Below are 23,116 nucleotides of genomic sequence, written 5' to 3' on the forward strand. Positions count from 1 at the left end.
TTACCGATTATTCAGGATAAAACAAGTTAGTCTGAACCGACTAGAGCTCATCGCTAGTGTCTCGAGAACCGTAGTTTGGGAAGTTGATATTAAGAACGTTATCGTCCTCAAGCGTGAATAGAACACTTCCATTCTCTACACCGGTTTCGTTCCTATCTGAACAACCTAGAAACAACTCCCAATCAAACGAATATTGAACTCGATATTGATTCGCATTGATGTGTAGAACGTCTTTGATTTTAATGCCGTTCACCACATGTGCCATATCATCGATGTATGACAGATCAGGGATTAACTTTTCTTCGAAATCACTCTTATGCTCGGTTAAGAAATTGACCAGTTCAGAACATAACTCGGAGCCATGAACCAATGGTTTAGACAGACTAGAAAACAACATTTCTAAATACTCCAAGGATTGTTTTGATATTGGGAAGATGCACGCGAATCTGTTACAAATTCAAGCTCAGCCAGCGCGAACCTTTAAGGCTAAACGTTACTATTATCCGAGCTATTAAACGAGTACATTCGAACTTCATCTCGAGGAAACCAGCCCAATTTTTCGTAAAACTGTTGAGCATTGATGTTGTCGTTATAGACAAACAAGTGGGTCTTCGGGATACCTAACCCTGCAAGGGCGTTGACCGCCTCTGCGACAAGCTTACAACCTAACTTTTGCCCTCTGAAGTTGGCCGAGACAGCTAAATGTTGTAAATACCCACGACGTCCATCCGTACCGACCAACACAGCGCCAATGATCTCGTTGTTGCTTTCAGCCACAAAACTTAGACCGGGGTTACGATCTAAATAGCTCGCAATGCTTTCTTTCGAATCGGCATCGCGAATACTCATGCCTTCTGTCTGGCACCACAACGCGATCACTGAGTCGTAGTCTGAAATTGCCATTTCCCGAATGTTGACCAATCTACTCTCCTTGTATAAACGGGCGCTTAATACGCTACTTTTTGACGAGCGACTTGGTGAGAAACGATAGCGAGGAATCTACAGGGTAATTTTCTAACACCATCTGGCATTCATACCCTCGTTTCTCATAGAAAGGCTTAGCTTGGAAACTTAATGTATCGACCAATGACGACGTACAACCTTGAGACTTCGCATACTCTTCAATACGCTCAAGCAGCTCACTGCCGACTTGCTTTCCTCTCATCGAATCGTCAACCCAGAGGAACTTAATCAGTAACCAGCTTCCCCAAAGGTCAGCGATAATGCCACCGACTTTGTTACCTTCTTCCATCGCGTAGTACGCAACTTGAGACTTGGGGATCCCTTCCAGAAACGGTGTGTTGTGTTTGATTAACCCGCCTCGGACTTCATTAATGTCGTCATCGGAAGGTTCAATATCTAATTGGTATTCCATTGACTTCCTATCTATAGATTAACGGCTTATGTAACATGTTCGATGCACTTACTAGCAGATAGCTAAACCACTAAAGTGAGTTACTTATACAAGCTAAACTTCTTTGTAAATTCACGCAGGGTTTCAGTGTCACCAAATAAGCATACTCCGAGATACTCTAAGTCTGCTTCTTTGGTTTGCTTAGTTCTTTGCTGTTGCTCGATGGAGCCACCTTCGATCATCGTACTCGTGAAATCGGTAAATTTGATACCACGGCTAATAGCCTCTTCACGTACTTTTCGAAGCTTGTTTGAATTGTCGGCTTTCAAAACAATGAAAGGATAGTGAGACAAATTAGGGTGAGTGCCGTCATCCATATCTTGATAGTCGACGTAACAGGTTTCACCCTCGTTCAATTGATTCGACAAGCCAACACTTAAATGCCCTAGTACATTCAGCGTTCTTCCCAAATCCATCTTCTTACTTAAAACAGCAATAAATCGTTTCTGGTTTTCATCTGGCAAAGTGCTCACAGTGTCCCCCTTATTTGTTTGCGAAAATACATTAGCTATATAACGTATTACCGAGGTGTAGACATTGCAAGTGCTTCATCTAGGAGCTTCTGACTCAGTAAAATTGGTTTTGAATGTAAATGCATAAGGCGAATCACCCACTTCTCTTAGATGCTCTAACCGCTCGATGGCTTCATCAAGGCTCGGAATATGTTCATCATCAACCCACCAAAGAACATACGTATCTTCAGTTAAACGATGAAACCATTCGTTTTTTCTTCGCATGAAGTCGCGATGGTGAGTTCTAAACATGAAGTTCTTTAACGAGTCTACTGAATCCCACACCGACATATTGACGATCATATTCGGATCATCGAACGCTTTTATATTGGTCGCATCACCAGATTCGTCTTTAAGACGCCAGACAAATCCCTCACTGCTTTCGGCTATGCCATTAACAAGATCCAAATTATCGATAAAGTCTTTGATTTCTGGTGCATCTAAAGCGTACTTCGCTAGAGCAATATTTAACTGAGCTAATTTCACAATGCTTCTTCCTTGAATGATTATGATAAAAATAGAGAACGCTGCGATAAGCAATAACCATTCGCCAATCTCAGATCCTCACTGATACTTTACACCGTAACACGAAAGCTAAATTGATTGTTTTGTTATTGATTTCATTACATCCAACTTTTTATGTAGTCGCTGATAAGTTCATTGGCTTTGAAAAAAGGGCTAATTGGAAGTGTGAGGTTCAGTTGTTCAATATCTACAACCTCACAGCCATTTAAAGCCTCGAATTCAACCCAAGAACATTCATCTACTTTTCGAATCACGTTTGATTCTAATAAAAGTTGAGCAAAATGAGCTGGGTTGTAACCCTTAGTTTCTGCAATAAAATGCTGCTTTTCTGAGGTTTGCTTTTGCGCTAACAACAAATAGAATTTGGCGATGTCATAGACGTGGACGTATTGATTATACCCTTGGGATGGGACAGCTACCTTAACGGTTCGATTTGCATACGATTCGATGATTCGCTTTAATTGGCAATTGTCACCGCCATATACCAAGCTCGGGCAGTAAACGATATGCCAGTTAGTACCAATCACGGAATGAATTGTTTTTACGTCTAACTCAACGGCCTTTAAAGGTTTAAGCCTAAACTCTTTAAGGTCTTGTTGAGATGCATGACCAAACAGCCAAACTCCCGATGTGTGGATCTTTATCGCATCTTCAGACGCAAACCTATCAAGCTGTGTGAGCAAACCATGTTCAATGTCTACGATTTCAACTGGCGAAAATTCTGACCAGTGAGGGCGTGCGCAATTGATAACCACATCGAAGTAATCTTCATAATCTGTGGATAGGTCTTTGATGTAATCCGAACAAGGGACAATGCCTTTGTCCCTCCTGTATCCAAAAACATCAAAACCACTGTTTACGAATGCCTTCGTAATGTGACGACCAATATAACCATTGGCACCTGCTATTAAAACTCTCATTCATTCCCTAAATTAAACACCAAGCTTCAACCGTTGACCATTTATTCTTCATAAAAACAAATATAATGTTAGCGATTAAAAATACGCAGGTATCGCGCCTTTGAATTCCGCGTTATCACTCGTACTGTACATACAGTCAGACCCTTCAATTGCGGTAAATCTTAGTCGCCTATAAAACTCTTTGTCAATATCACTATGCAGAAACAACGCCTTACTATTTTGATTTTGGAATAGCTCATCTTTTACCAAGTGAATTAATTTTGAAGCATAGCCTTTGCCCCTTAATTCTGGTGGCGTTGCAATGGAACCCAACCCACGGCTTCCTTCCAAAAGGCCAAACTCTCTCTGATAAACAATCAAAGAAGACACAATTTGTTCCTGTTCTATTAGCACATACCAAGTTCCTTTCTGATACTTACCACTGTTGTAACAAGAAGCTAGATACTCATCGACCGACAACTGGCTTCCCCATACATCAAAACCCATGAGATAAATATCATCCAACTCATGCGTATGTGCTGTTCTTAAGTACATAACCTTTTACTTTTCTTTCAACACGTCGCTACCTCTACGTGATGGCTCAGCAAAGTGCAGATAGCGGGTAAATGTGTCCTTTGGGCGTTCTAAATCGTTTTCAGCCAACACCCTAGACGCCATACCTCTGTGGTTATTACCGTGTGTGAGTAAGTGGATAAGAATCTCTTCAACAGACATTGTTCCTATATCACCATCTACGAAGTTAAACTGAATAACCTTGTCTAATTCTTCTTTTGAGGCCGACAGCGCATACTGCACTAACCATTTGTCATTGTGAGCCATTCTCTCACGCAGCTCTGAAAACGAAGGGGTTTCAACGGTATTATCAGCAGTATATTTTTCTGGTTCACCGAGAATTCGACTTATGAATAGACTATCCACTACGGTCGTATGGTTTAAAATTCTAACGAAAAATGTGCCATCGTTTTCCGGCAATTTTGAGAATTGTCTCGCTCCAAAATCAAGTAACTGACTATTTGCCCACTTTTTGTATTCAAATGCCTTCGCAAACTGCATTTATTTATCCTTTTTTGTTTCAGTTATTCACTTATGTACCGTCATCCACTCCGTGACTGCGTGCAATTGCCACACTCGATGTTCCAATCGCTATAAAGCCAGTTTGCTCTGCAATGAGAGCGCTTGCTGAACCCAAACCACATTTTCATTGGGATCTGGAACTTCGAACAAAGACCAAAACAACTCCAACATCCAAGTGTGTACGTTACCCAGCTCGAGCACCATTAGGCATTTCGGTTTCAGGACAAGCTAAACACGGATTTAATTTGTCTTCATAACCAATATCAAACAACATACCCTGAGACATTTCACCCGCCATCTTTCTTTCAGGTAGATTCACGACAAACAAGGCTTGCTTACCTTCGATTTCTTTGGGGTTTTCACGCTCTTGTTTGATGCCAGCCAAGATTGAGCGCTGATGATCGCCAAAGTCGACGGTGAGTTTCATCAGCTTATCTGATTTTGCGACTTCAGAAACCTCGGTGATTAAACCCACACGAATGTCGATTTTCGCGAAATCATCAAACGTAATTTCATCTTTAATTGGAGCGTATTTCATAAACCAGACCTCGTTGTTTCCAAATCACATAACGTACAACTAAGTCACTAACAATGCTGAGACTAGATTCAAATTTACCACTGACGCCAAACTGAATTAAATACCCAATGTTAAGAGCGATCCCACAAAGCTTTATAGATCAATTCCAAGGAAGCACTTTTACTTGCTGCCATCGAGCCTTATAGCCAGTGGTCATTTTGTTGTAATTTTCTTCTGTCATTGCTCGCTTATTCGGTTTAATCAGCATATCAAACGCATCCTCTACACCGTATGGTGAAAACAACTTGATGCCGCCTGAATCATTCAAAGTAAACCCGATAGCAAATGCAGAGAGCCAAGACTCGATACCTTGTTCAACACGATCGTATGGTTGAATCAAGCAACCGAACTTCTTAGCGTAACGCTCATGGATGGTCGCTTGGTTCTTTACATCCACGTCGACACGATGACTTAACCGCGAACGAATGCGGTTTTTGAATTCGTCCTCAGTGAGGGCTGATGCATTATTGAAATAGACAATATCTAAGTCTTTAACTTGGTCTAGAAGCGGTTTGTTTTCGATATCATTCCAGATTATTTGAGTGATGGCGCCGCCTGCAATATAGAAGTTTGGCAAACCCACCTCACGACATACGTTGGCTGTTTCGATTAGCTCAGGAACTTGTTGAATGAGGTTCTTTAGTTTTTGTTTATTCATCATTCCCTTTTTATCTAATCACGAATCGTACATCGCCCAACGGAAATAAGGTCTTTGACCATCCATTCGCTCAACCTTTGCACCCAACCTTTTGTAGAAATCATGCGCTTTCTTATTGTGCGGACTTGCCGTCCATGAGATGTGAGAGGCGGATGATGACTTCGCTTGTTAACAGACAAGAATGCCGCGCATTGCGAATCAGCTTACAGTGCTCTCAGGTTTTTGTTTCGCAGACCCTATTGCTTGGGCTATTTTAGCCCTGTGACTCATTTCCCACTCAGCGAGTGTTAATGAAGCTTCGTCACTTGCTTTCTTTGAAGCCATTAGAAACACTTCATCTTTTCTTGATTTAGGAATAACGACAATACCCTCTACATCGGCAACAATGATATCTCCCGTAGAGACCTTTGCTCCGCCGCAAGTGATTGGAGCGCCCAATTCAGAATAGACCTCTTTCTTTCCCGGAACTGGATGAACACCTTTCGCAAAAACTGGAAAATTCATATCTGAAATTTCATTCAAATCTCGAATGACACCATCAATAATAAAACCTTTGATACCTCGACTCTTAGCGACTGCGCATACATTACCGCCGGCTACTGCATATTCGCTATCAACTCCATCCACTACAATGATGGAACCTTTTGGTGCTTCGTATATGGCTGAATGAAGCATTAAATTATCACCAGACGTTAACTGGACAGTAAACGCTTCTCCAAAAATTGGCGGCATTCCCTGCCAAAGAGGACCAATACTAAAGTCAATAAAGTGCTCGTTACTTAGTATGTTTCCGTAATCGGTTGTCGCTAATTTAGAAAAATCTCGCTTCATATTTACTCTCCACTTTCAAAGTGGGCAAATACCTCTGCACCAGTCATATTATGTGTTTCATTTTTAAATTCGTAGTATTCGGGCTTTTCATCGATGAATATCTGATGAGTTAACTTGTAGTCATCCCCAGACATCAATAAACCGACAGGAAGGTGATACTGATTATTTGGCACTAAAAAGTAAAACAAGTGAGTACCACATTTACCGCAGAACCCTCTCTCAGCCCAATCGGATGACTTATATCTCACTACATTTGATTCACCTGATATTTTGACGGAATCAGAGCAATCAATGACTAACATCGGACCGCCAGACCAATTTCTACACATACTACAATGACAAGCCCCCAATTCATTACTGGCGTACTCTACTTCCAACTCAACCGAGCCACATAGGCACTTTCCTTTACCTTTCATGAATCCTCCAATCTTTGCAATGTGTGTAAAATGAATAGCAGATAACACTTTTTATACCGATGACTTAATAAGAAAGGCTATTTTTTGTTTCCCTTCTCCGACAGATACGCGGCATATTTTGTAGAGATCCATTTATGAATATGAAGCCCTGTTTTACGAACAAGATACCAATCTATAGCAGCTAGAATCACCAAACCGATTAGAGTTCCCATTACAAAACCTCCATGCTCATTGAAATGTCACTCTACCAAATAGTTAAGAAAGGCACCGTGAACCTAAACAAACTATTAAGACTAGATATGGTAGTTGCTTTAACTCTGGAAGAAATACGAGCCATAACGCTTAGCTACGCTGTGAGTGGGTGTGTCATGTCTGAGCGAAGCGAGTTCGGCACGCGTTTACGATTCAGATTTAGGCACCTTGTTATATGTTTTACTTACTAATATGCCAAGCCATTACACCACTAGCAATAAGTAAAAATATACCAATCAATCCGACATTAACTGCAAAACTTACTTTATTCGTTTCGTCTTGAAAGTCATTGGTTCGGGACACAAGTTCACGATGAATCATTAACGATAAAAAGTCTTGATTAGCTGGATTGTTACCATCAAATGTAATGCCAGCCAATACAACAAGTAAAACCCCGGCATATGCAATGTAGTCAACCAAGTCTATTGTGGATAGGTAATCAAAAAAATTGCGAGAAATTAGCAGAGCTACCGAGATCACAACAAGATAAGATAAAATCCCTTTGAGAAAACCCTTCATTGAAACTCCCTGTACATATAACAGCTATCAGACAGAAAAATTCCGCACTTAAATCCAGAATATTTCTGTGTAGTTTCTAAGATAGGCAAGCAATATGCAACTAAGCCATTGCATAGCAATGACTTATGTCACAGCTAATTTCAGGCGTGTGAAAAACCGCCTACTTTAGTTCATCTGGAATGCGGCGATCTTTGTGGTAATACTCTCGGTCGCTCTCGTTGATTTCGCGTACCACTTTGCATGGGTTGCCGACTGCGACGACATTGGCTGGGATGTCTTTGGTGACGATGCTCCCTGCCCCTATTACTGAGTTTTCACCAATAGTGACACCGGGAAGTACGACGGTGTGTGCGCCAAGCCATACGTTGTTGCCAATACGAACGGGGATATTGAACTGCGCTGCTTTTAGCCTGAGTTCTGGGCTGATGGGATGTGTGCCAGTGGCGATGGTCACGTTAGGCGCAATCATCACGTTGTCGCCGATGAATACGTCTGTGTCGTCGACCAGAGTTAAATTGAAGTTCACGTATACGTTGTTGCCTAGGTGCGTGTGACGCCCCCAGTTCGCATGTAGTGGTGGTTCAATGTAGCAGCCCTCACCGACTTCGGCGAACAACTGCTTCATGATCTGTTGTCGTTTATTACCTTCGCTCGGGCGAGTGTGGTTGAAATCGTATAGCACTTCTAAGCATTGAGTTTGCTCAACAACCAAATCAACGTCGTCACAGTAGTAAACGTCTTGGCTGTGCATTTTAGCCTTTATATCCATGTTTGAACCTATTTGATCATTGCCTTATGTCGGCATAAATAAAGAAACAGATGGATAATTTGAAGTTTTCACTGGCCTTAATGCAAGTTGGATGAATTAACGCGGCCTGATGTTTTCAGCCACACGCCACAGCACACCACTTGGGTCAGTGATACAAAACTCAAGCATTCCCCAAGGCTGTTCAACAACCTCGGAAACGTTGACTTCAAATTCCGACACTACATTAGAGTTTTGAATGTGTTGATACCAACTTTTTACGTCTTCAACCAGCAAGTGCATCATGTAATTGTGACAGTGCGCAGATTCATAAAAATTTTGCAGAAGGAACGCACAACTGCCGTGTCGTAGATAGGCGATATCGTGAAATTCAGACATCACTTCGAAGCCGATTGACTGGTAAAAACGCTTAGATAAATCGAAGTCTTTCGCGGGCACGAAAGACTTAATTTCTGAGACTTTGAGGTTTTCCATCCTACATCCTTATAGTATTGATATTCCGGTGCTGACACGCTTAACGCTTTAAGTGGTTACGGCGTTTATTCAGAGCTCTTATTCAGAGTCTTGCTAAAATGAGTCAACTTCGGCTTTAGTTAGATAACGCCACTGGCCTGCTTCAACATCTAAACGAACATCACCAATCTGTTCACGGTGTAGGCCAACAACTCGATTCCCGACCGCAGCAAACATTCGTTTTACTTGATGAAACTTGCCTTCTGTAATGGTCAACAGCACTTCTTTACTGGTAATCACCTCGAGCTCTGCCGGACGCGTCGGTTTTTGTTCGCCCTGCAATTGAATGCCCGCTTTGAACTTATCAGCGACATCGTCTTTGATACCTCGTGACAATGTCACGCGATAGACCTTCTTACATGACTTGGTTGGCATCGTGATGTTGAATGACCATCGCCCATCATCGGTAAGCAAGACTAAGCCTGTGGTGTCGGCATCTAAGCGCCCTGCGATGTGCAGTTCTGATGCTTTGTCTATCTCGATGTAGTTAAACAATGAAGGATAAACTTCATCGATATTAGAGCAGATGGTACCCGCAGGCTTGTGCATCAGGAGGTAACGAAATTCACGCAACTTAAGCGGCGTGCCATTTAACAAGATGGTGTTGCTTTCATGAACCTGGGCTGACTCATCAGTAACTGTTTCACTGTTTACGTTCACCTCGCCATTATGGATGCGTTCAATCGCTTCAGGCTTGGTTAGGTCAGTGCTTTTACATAGGTATTTATCAAGGCGCATTAATCGTCGGCACCACATTTAGCACAAGGCTTGTAAGTTCGTTCACCTTGCTCGATAACCACATAGTCACCAACGCACTTGTCACATAAAGCGAGCTTTGGGTAAGCCTCTTTTTGTTTCTTTGCGTTAATGTTGCCTTCGGTGGTGTATACGGTTCTCATCTTGATGCCTTTGTTTGAATAACGTGAGAGGCGCAAATTGTATCACTGTTTACAGCTTTGATTGGAGTGGTGGTGCATAGATAAATTGATTTTAAGCACCGCTATTCCAAGTTCCCGCCCGTAACGGCTTAACCATGAACAACAAAATCAACGTGCCACGCCTATCAGTGGTAAAATGATAAAAGCTCACCAACTTATGAAGTCGATAATGAAAGATTGTAATCAATGCGGAAAATGCTGTATCAAATACGGAGATGGCGACCTTGCCGCGACTCAAGAAGAGATCGATTTGTGGGAGTTGTTCAACCCAGACATCTTTGAATATGTTCGAGGAAGCGAGATCTGGTTCGACCCTGAATCTGGCGAACGTTTAACTCGCTGCCCTTTTCTGGAGCTGGTTCCGACGAAAGACACCAAGGCTCAAGCCAAGTACACATGTAGCATTTACTTAGACCGACCAGAAGATTGCCGACACTACCCAAGCCTAATTAATGAGATGGTACGAGATGAGTGTGAAATGATTGAGGTGGTGGATTTACAAGACACGAAGAAAGCTCAAAGGAAACTCGACCTGTTGATGAAAGACAGCCGCCCTTCAAGCTATTCGTAAGCGATGATCTTTTGAAGATCAATCTTCAGTATTAGCTAGTAGCCGCTAAAACCTTAAGCCAAATACTGGTTCGCTTCTAACCAATCAAGCGCAACCAGTGCCGCCAATGAGCATACCGCTCTGTCGTTGCCATCCACAAACTTAAGCTCTTCAATTTCGGCATCCGGAGACAGTTCGCCAGTATAATCAGCAAGATAGCAAGTCAATTGCACCGATACGCCTTCCGCTTTGCCATCAGCTTGGCCTGTAAACGTCTCGACGTATTTGATGGAGTCAGGCACTAAATCAACTGAGATCTCTTCTTTGATTTCGCGAACCAGTGCTTGCTCATCACTTTCGCCAGCTTCACGCTTACCACCCGGTAGATAGAACAGTTCTTTGCCTTTTGATCTGACCATCAACAGCTTGCCGTCTTTGATGAATATCCAAGCCAGCTTATCAATTACCTTATGCATGTCGTTAGACCTTATTTCTGTTTTAGTTCTCGTTCTTACTGAATCTGGCCGCGCTATTCTATTAGTCACGACCAAACAAAGCCTGGGTATGTTACACGCTGGAAGGAATATACTCTATTGAATCGAATAGGAAATATCATCGCCAAAACGAAAAATGACAGCGTTCGAGACAATTCTCGTCAACTGTCATTGGCGATGTTTACGGATTGCTTTCTAGTTGTTCGTAGATAGAATCAATCGACTAGCCACTTAAGCGCAGAGTCATGGTCTTCGAATGACTTAATCTCACCGGACACAAACCAACTGCCGACTTTTGATGCCATTTCTTGCCAGCTTTTGTCACCATAAATCGCGATTTTGTCTATCTTCGAATTGAGCTCTAATCCCAGTTTGAAATCATCCCAAGCAGCACGTAACTCCCAACCCGTTAAGGTGGAGATGTCGACCAGCATCTTGAGTTTCGATGAATCGAGTTCTTCTAGCGTGGTATTTAGAATTGGCATCATTGCTTGATAGTCATCGTGTGTGAGTTTGCCTTTCGCTTTGAACACAACAATGGTTTCACCGCTAACACGTTCAATTCCAACCGATATTCCGTGACGTTCGATATTCATAGCCTAGCCCTCATAGTGGAAACTAGACTTAGCTTAGAGGATTAAACAGCAAAGAGATGAGAGGTTTACGTCAAAACGGACAAGCGCTTTATCTGAACTTAATATCAGAGAGTTAATCGCGCTACTCCAACAGTTCGCTTAGGGATTGAACTTGTACGATACCTGGATGCTGTGACTTAAGCTCAGCACCTTCCGTGTTCAACCACACCGCTTGCAAACCCGCTTCAAGTGCTGGGTAAATGTCTTTCTCAAGAGTGTCGCCTACCATGGTGATCTCTTGTGGTGAAACACCGAGCTTAGAAATAATGGCAGGATAGAACCCCGGCTCAAACTTAGAAAAGCCAATGCTCGCCTTACAAAAGTAACCCAAGATATATTGAGATAGGCCAACACGCTCAAAGGCTCGAATGATGTCGTCTTTACTGGAATCACCAGCATTGGTAGCAACATAAACTAGATGAGTTTTCGACAACTCCCCCAGTAATGCACGAGCACCACTCACTTCTTGTACGGTTTCCCAGTCACACATCTTCCCTTGTGCGTCTGGGAAATCGACCATCAGCGTATTGCCCCAGTCGAATAAGACTATTTCTGTTAATTCGATTAGCTTTGTCATCTTGCCTCCTGCATACGATGAATTATCTAATGTTTAAGCGAGCCTATAAAAACTTCTCGGACGGTTAGGCTCATTATGGACAACCTTGTTACTGTTTATGGAGCACGATCTTCTAAACACAAAATACCCTTTATTGATAAACCACTTTGAAACGCTCCAACATAAGTAACATGTCTTCACTTGGTGAGATCTTGAGCTCTTCACATTCACGAGAGAAGAAGTTCCAGTGAGCTTCTTTCCACCATTCGAGTGTTTTGTCACCCTCGCCTTCGGCAGCAGCAAACTCCGCCGTCACTTCGTTATATTTGCACTGTGAGACTGAAGTGATCTCTACAATGCAAACTGGCTTGCCATCCCAGTCAGTGACGACTTGCAAGTGACCAACTACTGGTCTCGTCTCGCCTTCATGGCTGTACCAATATTCAAGGCTGCAAGACGCTTGTTTTTCACCCTTGAGAATTAACTGGGCGCAGAGGTTGGCGTTGTATTCATCAGCACAGTAATAGTCGGCACTAAAAGAGGTGTATTGCGAAGCAACGTCTGCTGGTAATGTGTTGAGGTAGCTATCAAGATAAGCTTTGCTTCTTTCTTCCATGATCTTTCCAAATTCAATATCAGGTTGAGCCGATAAACACTTATAGATTAAGCATCTGGCTGCATTGGGAGTAACCTATCAAGTCAGGTTATAGCTGTAAACCGAGTGAATATCAAAATGCGGGCTGAGAAAGAAGAATATAGGTAGGATTTCGAGGCCAGTACAAGGAGATCCAAAAAGTGAAAGAAGAGCCAAAAGCACCTTTAGTCGGTATTTTGGCTCTTAGTATCTCGTTACTAATAGCTTGTAACTGACGGGGTATTAACGGTTCAAGAAGTCGACCGCTTTGTCTGGGAAGTCGGTAAACACACCATCAACTTTGACTTGGTTGTAGAAGACATCCAACATGCCATCAAAGTTATCAGCATAAGCTGGGATTCTTCCTGGGTCAGCACGGAACGTGTACGGGTGAACATCTAAGCCCGCGTCTTTTGCTGACTTCATTAACGGTTTAATAATGATGTTATCTTTGGTCGATGCATCGTCCACCAACATTGGCTTCCAAGGGCCTATTCCTTCCGCATAAGACGCCACTTTTTCCATGCCACCAGCTTCAAACATCCAGTCGTAACTGTACGGCGTTGCTTTGTCGCCTTGGTAGGTCATGGTTTCATTCCAATCTGTATAGGCCATCAACTGAACGAGCTTAAGGTCCATTTCCATCGCTGGCATGAGCTCATCATTAATGCGTTGAAGTTCATTGGCGTCGAAACACTGCAAATACACTTTGTCGTCTTTCGATAGGTAACCATATTGATGCAAGGTCGCAAGTACCGCTTTGGAGATGTCTTTGCCTTCGTGACGATGGAACCAAGGTGCTTTAATTTCAGGATAGATGCCCACGTCATAACCTAAGGTCTTATTTAGGCCTTGGATCAGCTCGATCTCTTCTGCAAAGGTAGCGACACGAAAATCAGACTGCCACATTGGGAAGCGCGTTGGGTACCCTGCCACTCTTTTACCCTGGTCATCGAGGTTAAAGCCTTCGGTCACTTTTAATGATTTAATCTCAGCGAGCGTAAAATCAATCGCGTAGTAGCGGCCATCTGCGCGAGCGCGTGTTGGAAAGCGATCCGCGACATCTGTTACTCGATCTAGATAGTGATCATGTAACACCACCAATTGGTCGTCTTTGGTCATCACGACATCTTGTTCGATGTAATCGGGTTTCATCGCATAAGCCAGCGCTTTGGCGGGTAATGTGTGTTCAGGTAAATAACCAGAAGCACCGCGATGAGCAATCACTAAAGGCTCAGCGAACGCTTGTGCAGATAAGCTTAGTGCTAATAAGGTCAGAAACAGTGACGTTGTTTCATTATTGTTTCCCTTGATAAAACAGAAGCAGGATATACCTGCCTCTGTTGTTATTTATAGATGTGATTCAGTAAATACACTACTGAGCTAACGCTTCTTTCTCTCGTTCGAGATCTTTTTGTTTATGGTGCGCACGCTCACCTAAGAAGGCGTAAAGCAGACAGATGATTGAAGCCACACAAGCGCCGACCAAAATAATGAAGCCGCCATCCCAGCCGTAATGGTCAACCATAAAGCCGAGTATTGCGTTCGCAGCAACCGCGCCACCTAAGTAACCAAACAAACCCGTTAGACCAGCCGCTGTACCCGCTGCTTTCTTAGGCGCAAGTTCCAGTGCATACAAACCGATCAGCATTACAGGACCATAGATAAGGAAACCAATCGCAACCAGTGCCAGCATATCAACCGTTGGGTTACCCGCTGGGTTCAACCAGTACACCAACACTGCGACAGTTACGAGAACCATAAACAGGATCCCTGCTGGAGCGCGTCGACCTTTGAACAATTTATCTGAAATCCAACCACACAATAACGTGCCAGGAATACCTGCCCACTCATACAGGAAGTAAGCCCAAGACGATTTATCTACCGAGAAGTCTTTTGCTTCTTTTAAGTAAACTGGAGCCCAATCGAGTACGCCATAGCGGATAAGGTATACAAACGCGTTAGCAATCGCGATTGACCACAACAGCTTGTTAGAGAAAACGTACTTAAAGAAGATCTCTTTCGCCGTCATTTCTTTCTCATGAGACGTATCGTAGTCGTCTGGGTAATCGTCTTTGTGTTCTTCAATCGGTGGTAAGCCGCAAGATTGAGGTGTATCTCTTACAGTAAACCAAACAAAGACAGCAACGAGAGTGGCAAAAAATGCAGGAACATAAAAAGCGGTTCGCCAATCGTCGTTAAAAGCCCACAGCCCCAACAAGAACATTGGGCCAATCAAACCGCCACCCACGTTGTGAGCAACGTTCCATACTGACACTATCTCACCACGTTCTTTTCGTGACCACCAGTGAACCATGGTTCGTCCACAAGCTGGCCAACCCATACCTTGGAACCAACCATTCAAGAACAGCAGGATAAACATCGCAGTGATGCTGCCTGTTGCCCAAGGCATGAAGCCAAAGCAGAACATCACCAGTGCCGACATTAACAAGCCACCGCTGAGGAAGTAACGAGGGTTAGAACGGTCAGAAACACTGCCCATTAAGAACTTAGATAAGCCGTAAGCGATAGATACCGCCGCTAATGCAACCCCTAGTTCTCCACGGCTAAAACCTTGTTCAATGAGATAAGGCATCGCCAAACTAAAGTTTTTACGGACTAAGTAGTACCCCGCATAGCCAACGAAGATGCCAAGAAACAGCTGCCATCGTAGTCGTGTGTAGGTGCTATCGATCTTATCTGATGACAAGCGATCGATATGCGCCATAGGTTTGAATATTCCAAACATAGGAACCTCATAATTATTGGGCGAAGGAAGAATTTAAATGCTCGAACGAAAAAATTTAGCGCTCATTCGAAATCAAGGGAATTGTATGTGCTTCAGGATTAATTTCTGTGATAGAGGTAGTTATTAACAAAAAATAACTTTAAATACAGAATATTAGTTTCATTTAATTAGACTGCGCTTCATATTTTTGTTTGTATTCGTTTAATTAAACATCAGAACTTTCGAGTACGAATAAATCCAAAAAGAGCGAGCGAACATAAATCAACCAACAACAACTTTGTTATTACTGCGAATGCATAGTGAATAACAACAATTTTGGTTGAATCTGTGGAGTTATGAAGGTGGTTTGGGCTATTGGTTAAAGAAGTTCGCTAAAATCAATGCAAACAAAAAGGGTCTAGATTTCTCTAGACCCTTTTAGGTAATAACGCTTGGTGTCTTGATGTTGGCTAATTAAGCAAACATTAGCTAATTACTCGAAGTATTAGCTAGCCACACGACATGATTATGCGTCGATGTAAAAAGCTTCTACAGTGCCTTTTAGAGTAATAAGCATTGGCTGACCAAAACGATCTAGCGCTTTTGGAGAAGGGATCTTAACCCAACCTTCGCTGATGCAGTATTCTTCAACATCAGTACGCTCTTTACCATTTAGACGAATGCCGATTGGGTATTCGAAACACTCAGCAACGTGGTGTGGGCTGCGTGGGTTGCCTGCAAGATGATCTGGTAAAGCTGGTCTTGAATTAGTATCGCTCATGTTCATTACCTGTATGTACGTAAATAAAAAAAGTGCGTCATTCTAGTCAATATAGGCTTTGTGCTCAACAACTGCTGCAATAAATCGTCTTGATCGTTTTAATCAACAGCTAGTTGTTTGATTTAAAGGCGATATCGGCATGAGTTTCAACGAAAATTTAACAGGTTTATGCATTATGGATGAAAGGGAGAAATTCATTACTCGAACGGCAGATAAACTAATATCAGGCTTTTATTCCGAGCTTATCGATTAAGCTCAATACTCATCACTTTATGGTTCGGTTCTGATTCAATATTTACGATTGACCAACCTAGCCCTTGGTAGAGACCCATGATATTGGTGTACGCGTAGAGTTGAGTTTGCACTGCAGAAGAAACCTGTCTGACACCACGATTAATCAGTTCACTGGCAATGCCTTGACCGCGCCATTGAGGGTCGACAAACACAGCGTTGATCCACACTACATCACGAACTTGGTGAGGTTCTTGAAAATAGGAATACGCCAAGCCACCAATGACCACATTATCGCGAAGTACTGTTATTACTGGAGGGAGTTGTACGTTTTCTTTATATGTATCTTTAAACTTGAAATCAGACCATTCACTTTGAAATAAGCCCTCTAACTCATGCCAATAAGGTGAGTTTTCATCGCAATTTCTAAAGATTACTTTCTGCATTTTTCCGTCCTTTTAAAGAGAGTAATTCGGCTATCCTAGCCTTGTTTAATCTAAGTGTAGGTAAAGCTACTCTTCTTCGTCGTAATCGTCTGCTGGGTCTTGATTAATTTCTTCGCCGCATCCTAGGCATTCACCTTGCAGATCCGTAGGCATCACAATAATCAAACCACAATGCGGGCAAAGATCGCCTTGTTGAAACATCCTGTATTCCTTCTACTTCATGGTTATTGATTGGGATGGTTATTGCTTAGGATACTTCTGCTTACTCGCTTCCAACCAGTCGTGAATCACTTGGCGAGCGGATTCCGACGGAGGTGCATTTCGTTTTCCGCAGATTTGGTCTATTTCAAAAGGAAATGCTTTGCTCGGGACACGGCGTAAACCTATGGTTAAACGCTGAGGCTTGAGCATGCGAAACACCACATAACGATCGCCCATGATTCGGTTGTGATACACGCCAATACAGTGCTTCTGCTCGATGCCTTCGTGTTCAAGGTCGTAATAATCCGTGAGCGGATGAATGTTGTCATTGCCAAGTAAAGGAACGGGATAAGGGATGTCTTTATCCATTGGGCAGTTACCCTCCAAACGACGTAATTGGCGTTGCTCCGTCCAGCGGTCATGGAGTTGTTCAAACATCGCAAAAGAGTTCTGACTGGTAATCGCGCGCAGTGGATCATCCATCTCCAAATCTTGCCCTAGCAATATCGCATCTTGGAACATCGCCATCTTCGACGGTGCGTTAAGTCTGCCCTCTTCCACCATTGCAATCCCTAGCCTGCTACCAGTTAGAAATGGATGAACTTGGTCCAAACGCAGGGCTGTGTATCCAACTTTTGAGTAATGCTTAAACTTAAGAACTCGTCTTTGCAGTGGCTCGAGAATGCGAACAATGTGGTCGAGTTCATCACCAACATTGTAATGAAGCTCTAGCTTGTCGATGAATTTGAGTGTCGCCTTGCTGCCGTCTAAGCCCAACTTGGTAAGGATCTTCTTCTGCCCTAAGCGACTTAGTGCCAGTGCTTTCTTGTTGTCGACACTGTATTTCATGCAGATCAAAGCCAAAATAACAGGCCTTAATTCAAGCAATTGCGCGGCTTCATAAGTATTCGCAGCAAGCCACAACATCTGGTATTGGTATTCTGGAAAGTCGTCGGTGATTTCACGATAACGCGCAGGTAATGAATTTAGCCAACGACCATTCACGTCAAACTGTTCAACAAGGTTGAGGCTCAGCCCAATGCCTCCATCAAGCGGTCGTCTACCATCTTCAAACACATGAAAGCCGACGAGCTTTTGAGACCAGTCTCGGATCTCAATATCGTAGTCGAAACCTAATGTTCGAGTGGGAATGGTTAGTAGTGCTGTCATTGATGCCTCTTCGTTATTGGCGCATTGAACTATCAAGCCTATCTAACAGCATAAGCTAGCGCTTCAACCACTATATCAACCTTTTGTAAATTTCTTACCAATCAAAGCGATATAAATACGATAGTGCTTAGAAGAACATTGAATGATGATTTTACGGAATATGAGATCTCTTCGATATCATTTGCGTCAACAGAAACTATGCTTGTTACATAACTCACAACAAGAGGCTTTAATTATGGATTACCGACATATTCTGGTCGCACTTGAACTGTCTGACGACACCAAGATTCTCATTGATAGAGCGACCTTCTTCGCTGATAAACTGGAGGCTGGCATTTCATTTGTTTATATCGATGGTACGCATGGAGAAATTTATCCAGAGCTCGTTGATATTCAGGGAAATGACGGTGATTTACCCATCAATGAAGATGCCGTTAAGCATTTGAAAGAGTTTGAAGCCTACGCCAAGCACCCAATCAAGCACATTTTCGTGGGAACGGGTGATTTGAACGATAAGCTCAAAAATGCCATCGAAGCAAACGGCGTTGACCTATTGCTGTGCGGCCATCACCATGATTTTTGGCATAAGCTCATCTCCCATTCTAAACAGATCATCGATACTTCCCCTATCGATATTCTCGTTGTTCCAATGGAATAGAAGCTCCAGTTCGACACTCAAAAATAACCGGCATTGCCAACCTCTATCGGTATTATTGGTTGGCTTGATATCCTCTTCAACACACTCATCCTGATCGAAATCTCCTATTTCCCACTTAGAGTAATCATTTGTGATCTTGTCAGCCTATCAACTCGTAAGCGTCTAATAATTAACAAATCACGTCATTTCGATTTGAATCAACGTACTGAAATGTACGACCCAGACCATGCCTTCATCAATCAATGGACAGGCGGTAACGCAGTCACAACAAGCCTCACAAACCAGGACGCATTATGAAATTTAAAACGGTACGACTTGTATTAGGTGACCAACTCAACATTGAGCATTCATGGTTTAGACAGGTTAACGATGACGTTATTTACATCATTGCTGAGCTAAAACAAGAAACAGATTATGTTGCCTCTCACGTTCAAAAAGTGGCCGCGTTTTTCTGTGCGATGGGTTACTTCGCTAACGAACTCAAAGAACAAGGTAATCAAGTACTACACCTTACTCTTGACGACACAACGCAATTTGAAAACCTAGACACACTCCTAAAGCACTATGTACACGAATTCGGCGCAGAGAAATTCGAATATCAAAGGCCAGATGAATATCGCCTTTTAGAGCAGATGAACAAGCTCAAGCTCACCAATGCGACCAAAGGTTGTTGTGATACAGAACACTTCCTCTTTCCATTCGAAGAGATCGAACAACAGTTTCCGAAAGACAAACACATCATGATGGAGCACTTCTATCGCCGAATGAGAAAGCGATTCGACATTTTGTTAGAAGACGGAAAGCCCGTTGGCGGCAAATGGAATTACGACGCGAACAATCGAAAGAAACTCAAGAAACAAGACATCGAAAACCTGCCTCAGCCGCTAATGTTTACCAATGACATAACCGACATTTTGCAGCGTATCGAGCACCACCAAGTGCAAACTATTGGTCAAGTCGGTAACCAGTTACTATGGCCGGTGAACCGCGCACAAAGCTTGTCTCTACTCGCTCATTTCTGCCAAGTCTGCTTGCCGTTATTTGGGCAGTTTCAAGATGCGATGACGACAGAGCACGACTCTAAATGGAGCTTGTATCATAGCCGTATATCGTTCTCGCTGAACAGTAAACTGCTGAGCCCTAAAGAAGTGATTGATGCAGCACTGTCGGCCTACCAAGCATCCTGTCTTCGAGACAGCTCACCAGATAAGCCAAGCATCGATATTGCACAGGTCGAAGGATTTGTACGCCAAATACTGGGGTGGCGAGAGTACATACGCGCCGTCTATTGGGCAAACATGCCTGCTTACGCCAACAAAAACCATTACTCAGCACATAATAACCTGCCCCATTACTTTTGGGACGGACAAACCAAGATGAACTGCATGAAGCATGCGATTGACCAGTCTCTTGAGTTTGCTTACGCGCACCACATCCAAAGGTTAATGATCACTGGCAACTTCTGTTTAATCACGGGTATAGACCCTGACCAAGTCGACAGTTGGTACCTCGGTATTTACGTCGACGCGATTGAGTGGGTTGAAATGCCAAATACGCGAGGTATGGCACTGTTTGCGGATGGCGGGATCGTAGGAACCAAACCATACTCTGCCAGCGGTTCTTATATCAACCGCATGAGTGACTACTGCAAAGGCTGTCACTACAAGATAAAAGAACGCAGCGGCGAGCAATCTTGCCCTTTCAATAGCTTGTATTGGCGCTTTATGGACCAGCACCGCGATGCGTTAAACCGCAACCCACGTATGGGCATGTTATATCGCTCTTGGGACAACATGGATGAGCAATCACAACAAGCGATTCTCGATACTGCTGAACAACGAATCACAAACTTGGAGAACTTATAATGGTGGAGCAACTCAGATTACACATATTGGTGGTCGGTGGGAGCGGCGGTATTGGTTTCGCTGTGGTTAAACACCTATTATCTGAGCTCTCTCGGTTTGATTTTCTTGATGTGCATGTAGACGCGACTTACCACTCTCAACAGCCGGAACTAGAAAACAATCGCTTGAGCTGGCACAAAGTCGACGCCACCGACGAAGCTGATATTAAGCGCTTGAGTTCTGAGTTTGAACAACTTGATTGGCTGATCAACTGCGTGGGTATGCTCCACACTCCAGATCTTGGACCGGAAAAGAACTTGTCGTCCATCGACCCTGAGTTTTTCCTCAAAAACATCTCTGTGAACACCCTACCGAGCTTATTATTGGCAAAGCACTTCACGCCGATTCTTAGAGCGAGTGACAATCCAAAATTTGCTGTGGTATCCGCAAAAGTAGGTAGTATTTCAGACAACAGATTAGGCGGTTGGTATAGCTACCGCTCATCGAAAGCAGCCCTAAATATGTTCATCAAAACCATGTCGATCGAATGGCAACGCACCATTAAGAAAGGCACCGTGTTGGCTCTGCACCCGGGCACGACAGACACAGCTCTGTCGAAGCCTTTTCAGACCAATGTCCCTGAAGGTAAGTTGTTTGAGTCAAGCTATGTCGCCCATCAGTTGGTCGATATTATTCGCACTGCCACACCGGATAACAGTGGGCACTTCTACGCTTACGATGGTGAACAGTTAAGTTGGTAGAAACCAATACCACTCGTCGTCTTTGATAAGTGCTAAAAAAGAAAACCCAACAGAGTTGAAGCTCCATTGGGTTTTTATTTAGAAAGAACGCCTCTGTTTTAAAAGGCGTTTGGTTGATATCTAGCTAAAGATCAAAACTGATCATCACGATTATTCAGCCCAATTGAACTTAGTATCGTCAACACCTTCTTTCTCTTCTTTAGCTCGCTCGCGTCGATGTTGTTCTTCAATTCGCGCAGCGTCTATCTCTTGCATGATGGCTTCGATATCAGCCAAGTCGTCGGTTTCCGTAAACTCACCCGTCAGTTTGCTGTCTGGCTTCAAGTCGCCTTTCTCGTACAGCGCCCACATTTCCTTGGCATACTCGGTTTTTGCCAGTTCAGGAGCAAACTGAGCGTAATAGTCACGGATGTTATTGATGTCACGAGCCAGCATCCACTCAGCGTTGTTGTTAGCCGAAGCGTCAACCGCTTGTGGTAGGTCGATAATTACTGGACCGTACTCATCCACCAATACGTTGAACTCAGACAAGTCACCATGGATCAAACCAACACACAACATTTTAACTACGTAAGTCATCATCACGGCGTGGTCTTCGATCGCTTGCTCTGCTGACATTACAACATCGTTCAATCTTGGAGCCACATAACCGTCATCGTCAGTGACTAGCTCCATAAGCAGCACGCCATCAAAACAGCCATAAGGCACAGGCACACGTACGCCCGCTTCAGCCAGTTTATACAAGGCATCCACTTCAGCGTTTTGCCACACTTTCTCTTGTTGTTCACGACCAAAACCAGAGCCTTTTTCCATCGCTCTGGCACGGCGGCTATTACGTACTTTTCGGCCTTCACGATACGCCGTTGCTTTTTTAAAGCTGCGCTGGCTTATTTCCTTATATACCTTGGCACAACGGATCGTATCGCCGCAGCGCACTATGTACACTGACGCTTCTTTGCCACTCATTAATTGGCTTGTCACCTCGTCGACTAAACCATCGTCAACTAAGGGCTGTATTCTTTTAGGTATCTTCATGCCGCCTTTATACATCACTTATCTTACAGATAGAAATATTAACTTGAGAAATGAATGACGAAACGATTAAAGGATCATCAAAATTACGACAAAGGAAGGAAATATTGGAGTTAACGGGTTTAGATCATGAGGATTGACCTGATCTATTCAGATTATGGGACTAAGACTTATTACGACGACAACGTTCAGAACAGTAGATCACGTCATCCCAACAGCGCTGCCATTTTTTACGCCATGCGAAAGGCTTTTGGCAAACAGGACATATCTTAGTCGGTAAATGGGGTTTCTTGTGCATGGCCGTTCCCTTCTTGAAGCATCCACTTCCTGCGTTTACTAGAGATTCCCTATTACGCTCGTACCTCACTTTAGGGAATGACGAAGGTAATACGAACAAAGCCTAGTTCTCTATGACGTTCATTCCTGACTTTAAGGAGTGACTGCGTAGTGATTTGTGAGTACTCCCGACTCCGTCATCCT

General features: G+C 43.3%; 33 protein-coding genes and 1 pseudogene. 4 read left to right on the forward strand and 30 right to left on the reverse strand.

Features of this window, described 5'->3' with window-relative positions; genetic code table 11:
* Positions 1-40 precede the first annotated feature (40 nt).
* From AB4583_RS10635 to AB4583_RS10720, 18 genes and pseudogenes are all read right to left on the reverse strand, one after another.
* On the reverse strand, positions 41-397 hold the full coding sequence (locus tag AB4583_RS10635) for a hypothetical protein (RefSeq protein WP_017063935.1): 357 nt from the start codon (positions 395-397) through the stop codon (positions 41-43).
* An 89-nt stretch (positions 398-486) separates the two neighbouring features.
* Positions 487-921, reverse strand: a complete 435-nt coding sequence (locus AB4583_RS10640) for a GNAT family N-acetyltransferase (protein ID WP_017078753.1) — start codon at positions 919-921, stop codon at positions 487-489.
* Positions 922-955: 34 nt separating this feature from the next.
* Positions 956-1,375: a GNAT family N-acetyltransferase gene (locus AB4583_RS10645; RefSeq protein WP_017063937.1), complete on the reverse strand. Its 420-nt coding sequence runs from the start codon at positions 1,373-1,375 to the stop codon at positions 956-958.
* An 80-nt stretch (positions 1,376-1,455) separates the two neighbouring features.
* Complete coding sequence (locus AB4583_RS10650) at positions 1,456-1,887, reverse strand: DUF2000 domain-containing protein (protein WP_017068333.1); 432 nt, start codon at positions 1,885-1,887, stop codon at positions 1,456-1,458.
* A gap of 75 nt (positions 1,888-1,962) precedes the next feature.
* On the reverse strand, positions 1,963-2,412 hold the full coding sequence (locus AB4583_RS10655; protein ID WP_017068332.1) for a DUF3291 domain-containing protein: 450 nt from the start codon (positions 2,410-2,412) through the stop codon (positions 1,963-1,965).
* Between the two features lie 137 nt (positions 2,413-2,549).
* Positions 2,550-3,371, reverse strand: a complete 822-nt coding sequence (locus AB4583_RS10660) for an NAD-dependent epimerase/dehydratase family protein (RefSeq protein ID WP_372117278.1) — start codon at positions 3,369-3,371, stop codon at positions 2,550-2,552.
* 75 nt (positions 3,372-3,446) lie between these two features.
* Positions 3,447-3,905, reverse strand: a complete 459-nt coding sequence (locus tag AB4583_RS10665) for a GNAT family N-acetyltransferase (protein WP_017068330.1) — start codon at positions 3,903-3,905, stop codon at positions 3,447-3,449.
* A gap of 6 nt (positions 3,906-3,911) precedes the next feature.
* Entirely contained in the window at positions 3,912-4,424 is a 513-nt protein-coding gene (locus AB4583_RS10670; protein WP_017063942.1) for a DinB family protein, read from the reverse strand.
* A gap of 205 nt (positions 4,425-4,629) precedes the next feature.
* On the reverse strand, positions 4,630-4,983 hold the full coding sequence (locus tag AB4583_RS10675) for a tRNA-binding protein (protein ID WP_017068329.1): 354 nt from the start codon (positions 4,981-4,983) through the stop codon (positions 4,630-4,632).
* Between the two features lie 139 nt (positions 4,984-5,122).
* Positions 5,123-5,680: a nucleotidyltransferase family protein gene (locus AB4583_RS10680; protein WP_372117330.1), complete on the reverse strand. Its 558-nt coding sequence runs from the start codon at positions 5,678-5,680 to the stop codon at positions 5,123-5,125.
* Between the two features lie 18 nt (positions 5,681-5,698).
* Positions 5,699-5,848 (reverse strand): annotated as a pseudogene (locus tag AB4583_RS10685) (GNAT family N-acetyltransferase); the annotation flags it as partial.
* 30 nt (positions 5,849-5,878) lie between these two features.
* The gene (locus tag AB4583_RS10690) at positions 5,879-6,511 is read right to left on the reverse strand and encodes an RraA family protein (protein ID WP_372117281.1); all 633 of its coding nucleotides are present in this window, start codon (positions 6,509-6,511) and stop codon (positions 5,879-5,881) included.
* 2 nt (positions 6,512-6,513) lie between these two features.
* Positions 6,514-6,927, reverse strand: a complete 414-nt coding sequence (locus AB4583_RS10695) for a GFA family protein (protein WP_017068325.1) — start codon at positions 6,925-6,927, stop codon at positions 6,514-6,516.
* Positions 6,928-7,359: 432 nt separating this feature from the next.
* Positions 7,360-7,698, reverse strand: coding sequence for a hypothetical protein (locus AB4583_RS10700; RefSeq protein ID WP_017068323.1), 339 nt, complete (start codon positions 7,696-7,698; stop codon positions 7,360-7,362).
* Positions 7,699-7,858: 160 nt separating this feature from the next.
* Positions 7,859-8,467: a sugar O-acetyltransferase gene (locus AB4583_RS10705; RefSeq protein ID WP_032546177.1), complete on the reverse strand. Its 609-nt coding sequence runs from the start codon at positions 8,465-8,467 to the stop codon at positions 7,859-7,861.
* A gap of 96 nt (positions 8,468-8,563) precedes the next feature.
* A complete protein-coding gene (locus tag AB4583_RS10710; protein ID WP_017068321.1) occupies positions 8,564-8,938 on the reverse strand; it encodes a VOC family protein in 375 nt (124 codons plus the stop codon).
* A 93-nt stretch (positions 8,939-9,031) separates the two neighbouring features.
* Positions 9,032-9,715: a pseudouridine synthase gene (locus tag AB4583_RS10715; protein WP_017068320.1), complete on the reverse strand. Its 684-nt coding sequence runs from the start codon at positions 9,713-9,715 to the stop codon at positions 9,032-9,034.
* Positions 9,715-9,876, reverse strand: coding sequence for a hypothetical protein (locus AB4583_RS10720; RefSeq protein WP_017059212.1), 162 nt, complete (start codon positions 9,874-9,876; stop codon positions 9,715-9,717). Before AB4583_RS10720 ends, AB4583_RS10715 begins: the two co-directional genes overlap by 1 nt.
* Positions 9,877-10,084: 208 nt before the next feature.
* On the opposite strand from AB4583_RS10720, the gene AB4583_RS10725 reads away from it, so the two are divergent.
* Entirely contained in the window at positions 10,085-10,486 is a 402-nt protein-coding gene (locus tag AB4583_RS10725; protein WP_017065706.1) for a YkgJ family cysteine cluster protein, read from the forward strand.
* 53 nt (positions 10,487-10,539) lie between these two features.
* On the opposite strand, the gene AB4583_RS10730 is transcribed toward AB4583_RS10725, so the two are convergent.
* From AB4583_RS10730 to AB4583_RS10775, 10 genes are all read right to left on the reverse strand, one after another.
* The gene (locus AB4583_RS10730) at positions 10,540-10,941 is read right to left on the reverse strand and encodes an NUDIX domain-containing protein (RefSeq protein ID WP_017059210.1); all 402 of its coding nucleotides are present in this window, start codon (positions 10,939-10,941) and stop codon (positions 10,540-10,542) included.
* Between the two features lie 233 nt (positions 10,942-11,174).
* A complete protein-coding gene (locus AB4583_RS10735) occupies positions 11,175-11,555 on the reverse strand; it encodes an STAS/SEC14 domain-containing protein (RefSeq protein ID WP_017068319.1) in 381 nt (126 codons plus the stop codon).
* A 121-nt stretch (positions 11,556-11,676) separates the two neighbouring features.
* Positions 11,677-12,171, reverse strand: a complete 495-nt coding sequence (locus tag AB4583_RS10740) for an HAD family hydrolase (protein ID WP_017068318.1) — start codon at positions 12,169-12,171, stop codon at positions 11,677-11,679.
* Positions 12,172-12,301: 130 nt separating this feature from the next.
* The gene (locus AB4583_RS10745) at positions 12,302-12,766 is read right to left on the reverse strand and encodes an ASCH domain-containing protein (RefSeq protein ID WP_017059207.1); all 465 of its coding nucleotides are present in this window, start codon (positions 12,764-12,766) and stop codon (positions 12,302-12,304) included.
* Positions 12,767-13,027: 261 nt separating this feature from the next.
* On the reverse strand, positions 13,028-14,098 hold the full coding sequence (gene glpQ, locus AB4583_RS10750) for a glycerophosphodiester phosphodiesterase (protein ID WP_372117332.1): 1,071 nt from the start codon (positions 14,096-14,098) through the stop codon (positions 13,028-13,030).
* Positions 14,099-14,159: 61 nt separating this feature from the next.
* On the reverse strand, positions 14,160-15,533 hold the full coding sequence (gene glpT, locus AB4583_RS10755) for a glycerol-3-phosphate transporter (protein ID WP_029235560.1): 1,374 nt from the start codon (positions 15,531-15,533) through the stop codon (positions 14,160-14,162).
* 505 nt (positions 15,534-16,038) lie between these two features.
* Positions 16,039-16,293, reverse strand: coding sequence for a DUF3297 family protein (locus tag AB4583_RS10760; RefSeq protein ID WP_017059204.1), 255 nt, complete (start codon positions 16,291-16,293; stop codon positions 16,039-16,041).
* 242 nt (positions 16,294-16,535) lie between these two features.
* Positions 16,536-16,970 carry a GNAT family N-acetyltransferase gene (locus AB4583_RS10765; protein ID WP_017059203.1) on the reverse strand — a complete coding sequence of 145 codons (435 nt, stop codon included), beginning with the start codon at positions 16,968-16,970 and terminating at the stop codon, positions 16,536-16,538.
* Positions 16,971-17,036: 66 nt separating this feature from the next.
* Positions 17,037-17,171 carry a hypothetical protein gene (locus tag AB4583_RS10770; protein WP_017059202.1) on the reverse strand — a complete coding sequence of 45 codons (135 nt, stop codon included), beginning with the start codon at positions 17,169-17,171 and terminating at the stop codon, positions 17,037-17,039.
* Between the two features lie 39 nt (positions 17,172-17,210).
* Positions 17,211-18,341: a PcfJ domain-containing protein gene (locus AB4583_RS10775; RefSeq protein WP_372117285.1), complete on the reverse strand. Its 1,131-nt coding sequence runs from the start codon at positions 18,339-18,341 to the stop codon at positions 17,211-17,213.
* Positions 18,342-18,576: 235 nt separating this feature from the next.
* Between AB4583_RS10775 and AB4583_RS10780 the strand changes: the two genes are divergently transcribed.
* The 3 genes from AB4583_RS10780 to AB4583_RS10790 all read left to right on the forward strand — a co-directional run bounded on the left by AB4583_RS10780 (position 18,577) and on the right by AB4583_RS10790 (position 21,604).
* Positions 18,577-18,999, forward strand: coding sequence for a universal stress protein (locus AB4583_RS10780; RefSeq protein WP_017063967.1), 423 nt, complete (start codon positions 18,577-18,579; stop codon positions 18,997-18,999).
* Positions 19,000-19,292: 293 nt separating this feature from the next.
* Complete coding sequence (locus AB4583_RS10785; RefSeq protein ID WP_017068315.1) at positions 19,293-20,864, forward strand: cryptochrome/photolyase family protein; 1,572 nt, start codon at positions 19,293-19,295, stop codon at positions 20,862-20,864.
* The gene (locus AB4583_RS10790; protein WP_017068314.1) at positions 20,864-21,604 is read left to right on the forward strand and encodes an SDR family oxidoreductase; all 741 of its coding nucleotides are present in this window, start codon (positions 20,864-20,866) and stop codon (positions 21,602-21,604) included. The genes AB4583_RS10785 and AB4583_RS10790 overlap by 1 nt, the downstream gene beginning before the upstream one ends.
* A 150-nt stretch (positions 21,605-21,754) precedes the next feature.
* Here AB4583_RS10790 and AB4583_RS10795 read toward each other — a convergent pair whose 3' ends face one another.
* Positions 21,755-22,639, reverse strand: coding sequence for a PA4780 family RIO1-like protein kinase (locus AB4583_RS10795; protein ID WP_372117288.1), 885 nt, complete (start codon positions 22,637-22,639; stop codon positions 21,755-21,757).
* Between the two features lie 160 nt (positions 22,640-22,799).
* Positions 22,800-22,934, reverse strand: coding sequence for a DUF2256 domain-containing protein (locus tag AB4583_RS10800; RefSeq protein ID WP_081324519.1), 135 nt, complete (start codon positions 22,932-22,934; stop codon positions 22,800-22,802).
* Positions 22,935-23,116 lie beyond the last annotated feature (182 nt).

Origin of the sequence: Vibrio sp. 10N.222.49.C12 (assembly GCF_041475025.1) — a bacterium.
In the GTDB taxonomy this organism is placed as follows: Bacteria; Pseudomonadota; Gammaproteobacteria; order Enterobacterales; family Vibrionaceae; genus Vibrio; species Vibrio crassostreae_C.

Coding starts and splice junctions, on each gene's coding strand:
- AB4583_RS10730 (WP_017059210.1), bottom strand. CDS start 10,941: ATGCATAAGGTAATTGATAAGCTGGCTTGGATATTCATCAAAGACGGC.
- AB4583_RS10745 (WP_017059207.1), bottom strand. CDS start 12,766: ATGGAAGAAAGAAGCAAAGCTTATCTTGATAGCTACCTCAACACATTA.
- AB4583_RS10795 (WP_372117288.1), bottom strand. CDS start 22,639: ATGAAGATACCTAAAAGAATACAGCCCTTAGTTGACGATGGTTTAGTC.
- AB4583_RS10645 (WP_017063937.1), bottom strand. CDS start 1,375: ATGGAATACCAATTAGATATTGAACCTTCCGATGACGACATTAATGAA.
- AB4583_RS10710 (WP_017068321.1), bottom strand. CDS start 8,938: ATGGAAAACCTCAAAGTCTCAGAAATTAAGTCTTTCGTGCCCGCGAAA.
- glpT (WP_029235560.1), bottom strand. CDS start 15,533: ATGTTTGGAATATTCAAACCTATGGCGCATATCGATCGCTTGTCATCA.
- AB4583_RS10675 (WP_017068329.1), bottom strand. CDS start 4,983: ATGAAATACGCTCCAATTAAAGATGAAATTACGTTTGATGATTTCGCG.
- AB4583_RS10690 (WP_372117281.1), bottom strand. CDS start 6,511: ATGAAGCGAGATTTTTCTAAATTAGCGACAACCGATTACGGAAACATA.
- AB4583_RS10790 (WP_017068314.1), top strand. CDS start 20,864: ATGGTGGAGCAACTCAGATTACACATATTGGTGGTCGGTGGGAGCGGC.
- AB4583_RS10785 (WP_017068315.1), top strand. CDS start 19,293: ATGAAATTTAAAACGGTACGACTTGTATTAGGTGACCAACTCAACATT.
- AB4583_RS10670 (WP_017063942.1), bottom strand. CDS start 4,424: ATGCAGTTTGCGAAGGCATTTGAATACAAAAAGTGGGCAAATAGTCAG.
- AB4583_RS10735 (WP_017068319.1), bottom strand. CDS start 11,555: ATGAATATCGAACGTCACGGAATATCGGTTGGAATTGAACGTGTTAGC.
- AB4583_RS10705 (WP_032546177.1), bottom strand. CDS start 8,467: ATGGATATAAAGGCTAAAATGCACAGCCAAGACGTTTACTACTGTGAC.
- AB4583_RS10635 (WP_017063935.1), bottom strand. CDS start 397: ATGTTGTTTTCTAGTCTGTCTAAACCATTGGTTCATGGCTCCGAGTTA.
- AB4583_RS10765 (WP_017059203.1), bottom strand. CDS start 16,970: ATGCAGAAAGTAATCTTTAGAAATTGCGATGAAAACTCACCTTATTGG.
- AB4583_RS10660 (WP_372117278.1), bottom strand. CDS start 3,371: ATGAGAGTTTTAATAGCAGGTGCCAATGGTTATATTGGTCGTCACATT.
- AB4583_RS10700 (WP_017068323.1), bottom strand. CDS start 7,698: ATGAAGGGTTTTCTCAAAGGGATTTTATCTTATCTTGTTGTGATCTCG.
- AB4583_RS10800 (WP_081324519.1), bottom strand. CDS start 22,934: ATGCACAAGAAACCCCATTTACCGACTAAGATATGTCCTGTTTGCCAA.
- AB4583_RS10725 (WP_017065706.1), top strand. CDS start 10,085: ATGAAAGATTGTAATCAATGCGGAAAATGCTGTATCAAATACGGAGAT.
- AB4583_RS10780 (WP_017063967.1), top strand. CDS start 18,577: ATGGATTACCGACATATTCTGGTCGCACTTGAACTGTCTGACGACACC.
- AB4583_RS10740 (WP_017068318.1), bottom strand. CDS start 12,171: ATGACAAAGCTAATCGAATTAACAGAAATAGTCTTATTCGACTGGGGC.
- AB4583_RS10715 (WP_017068320.1), bottom strand. CDS start 9,715: ATGCGCCTTGATAAATACCTATGTAAAAGCACTGACCTAACCAAGCCT.
- AB4583_RS10760 (WP_017059204.1), bottom strand. CDS start 16,293: ATGAGCGATACTAATTCAAGACCAGCTTTACCAGATCATCTTGCAGGC.
- AB4583_RS10665 (WP_017068330.1), bottom strand. CDS start 3,905: ATGTACTTAAGAACAGCACATACGCATGAGTTGGATGATATTTATCTC.
- AB4583_RS10680 (WP_372117330.1), bottom strand. CDS start 5,680: ATGAATAAACAAAAACTAAAGAACCTCATTCAACAAGTTCCTGAGCTA.
- AB4583_RS10695 (WP_017068325.1), bottom strand. CDS start 6,927: ATGAAAGGTAAAGGAAAGTGCCTATGTGGCTCGGTTGAGTTGGAAGTA.
- AB4583_RS10720 (WP_017059212.1), bottom strand. CDS start 9,876: ATGAGAACCGTATACACCACCGAAGGCAACATTAACGCAAAGAAACAA.
- AB4583_RS10770 (WP_017059202.1), bottom strand. CDS start 17,171: ATGTTTCAACAAGGCGATCTTTGCCCGCATTGTGGTTTGATTATTGTG.
- AB4583_RS10775 (WP_372117285.1), bottom strand. CDS start 18,341: ATGACAGCACTACTAACCATTCCCACTCGAACATTAGGTTTCGACTAC.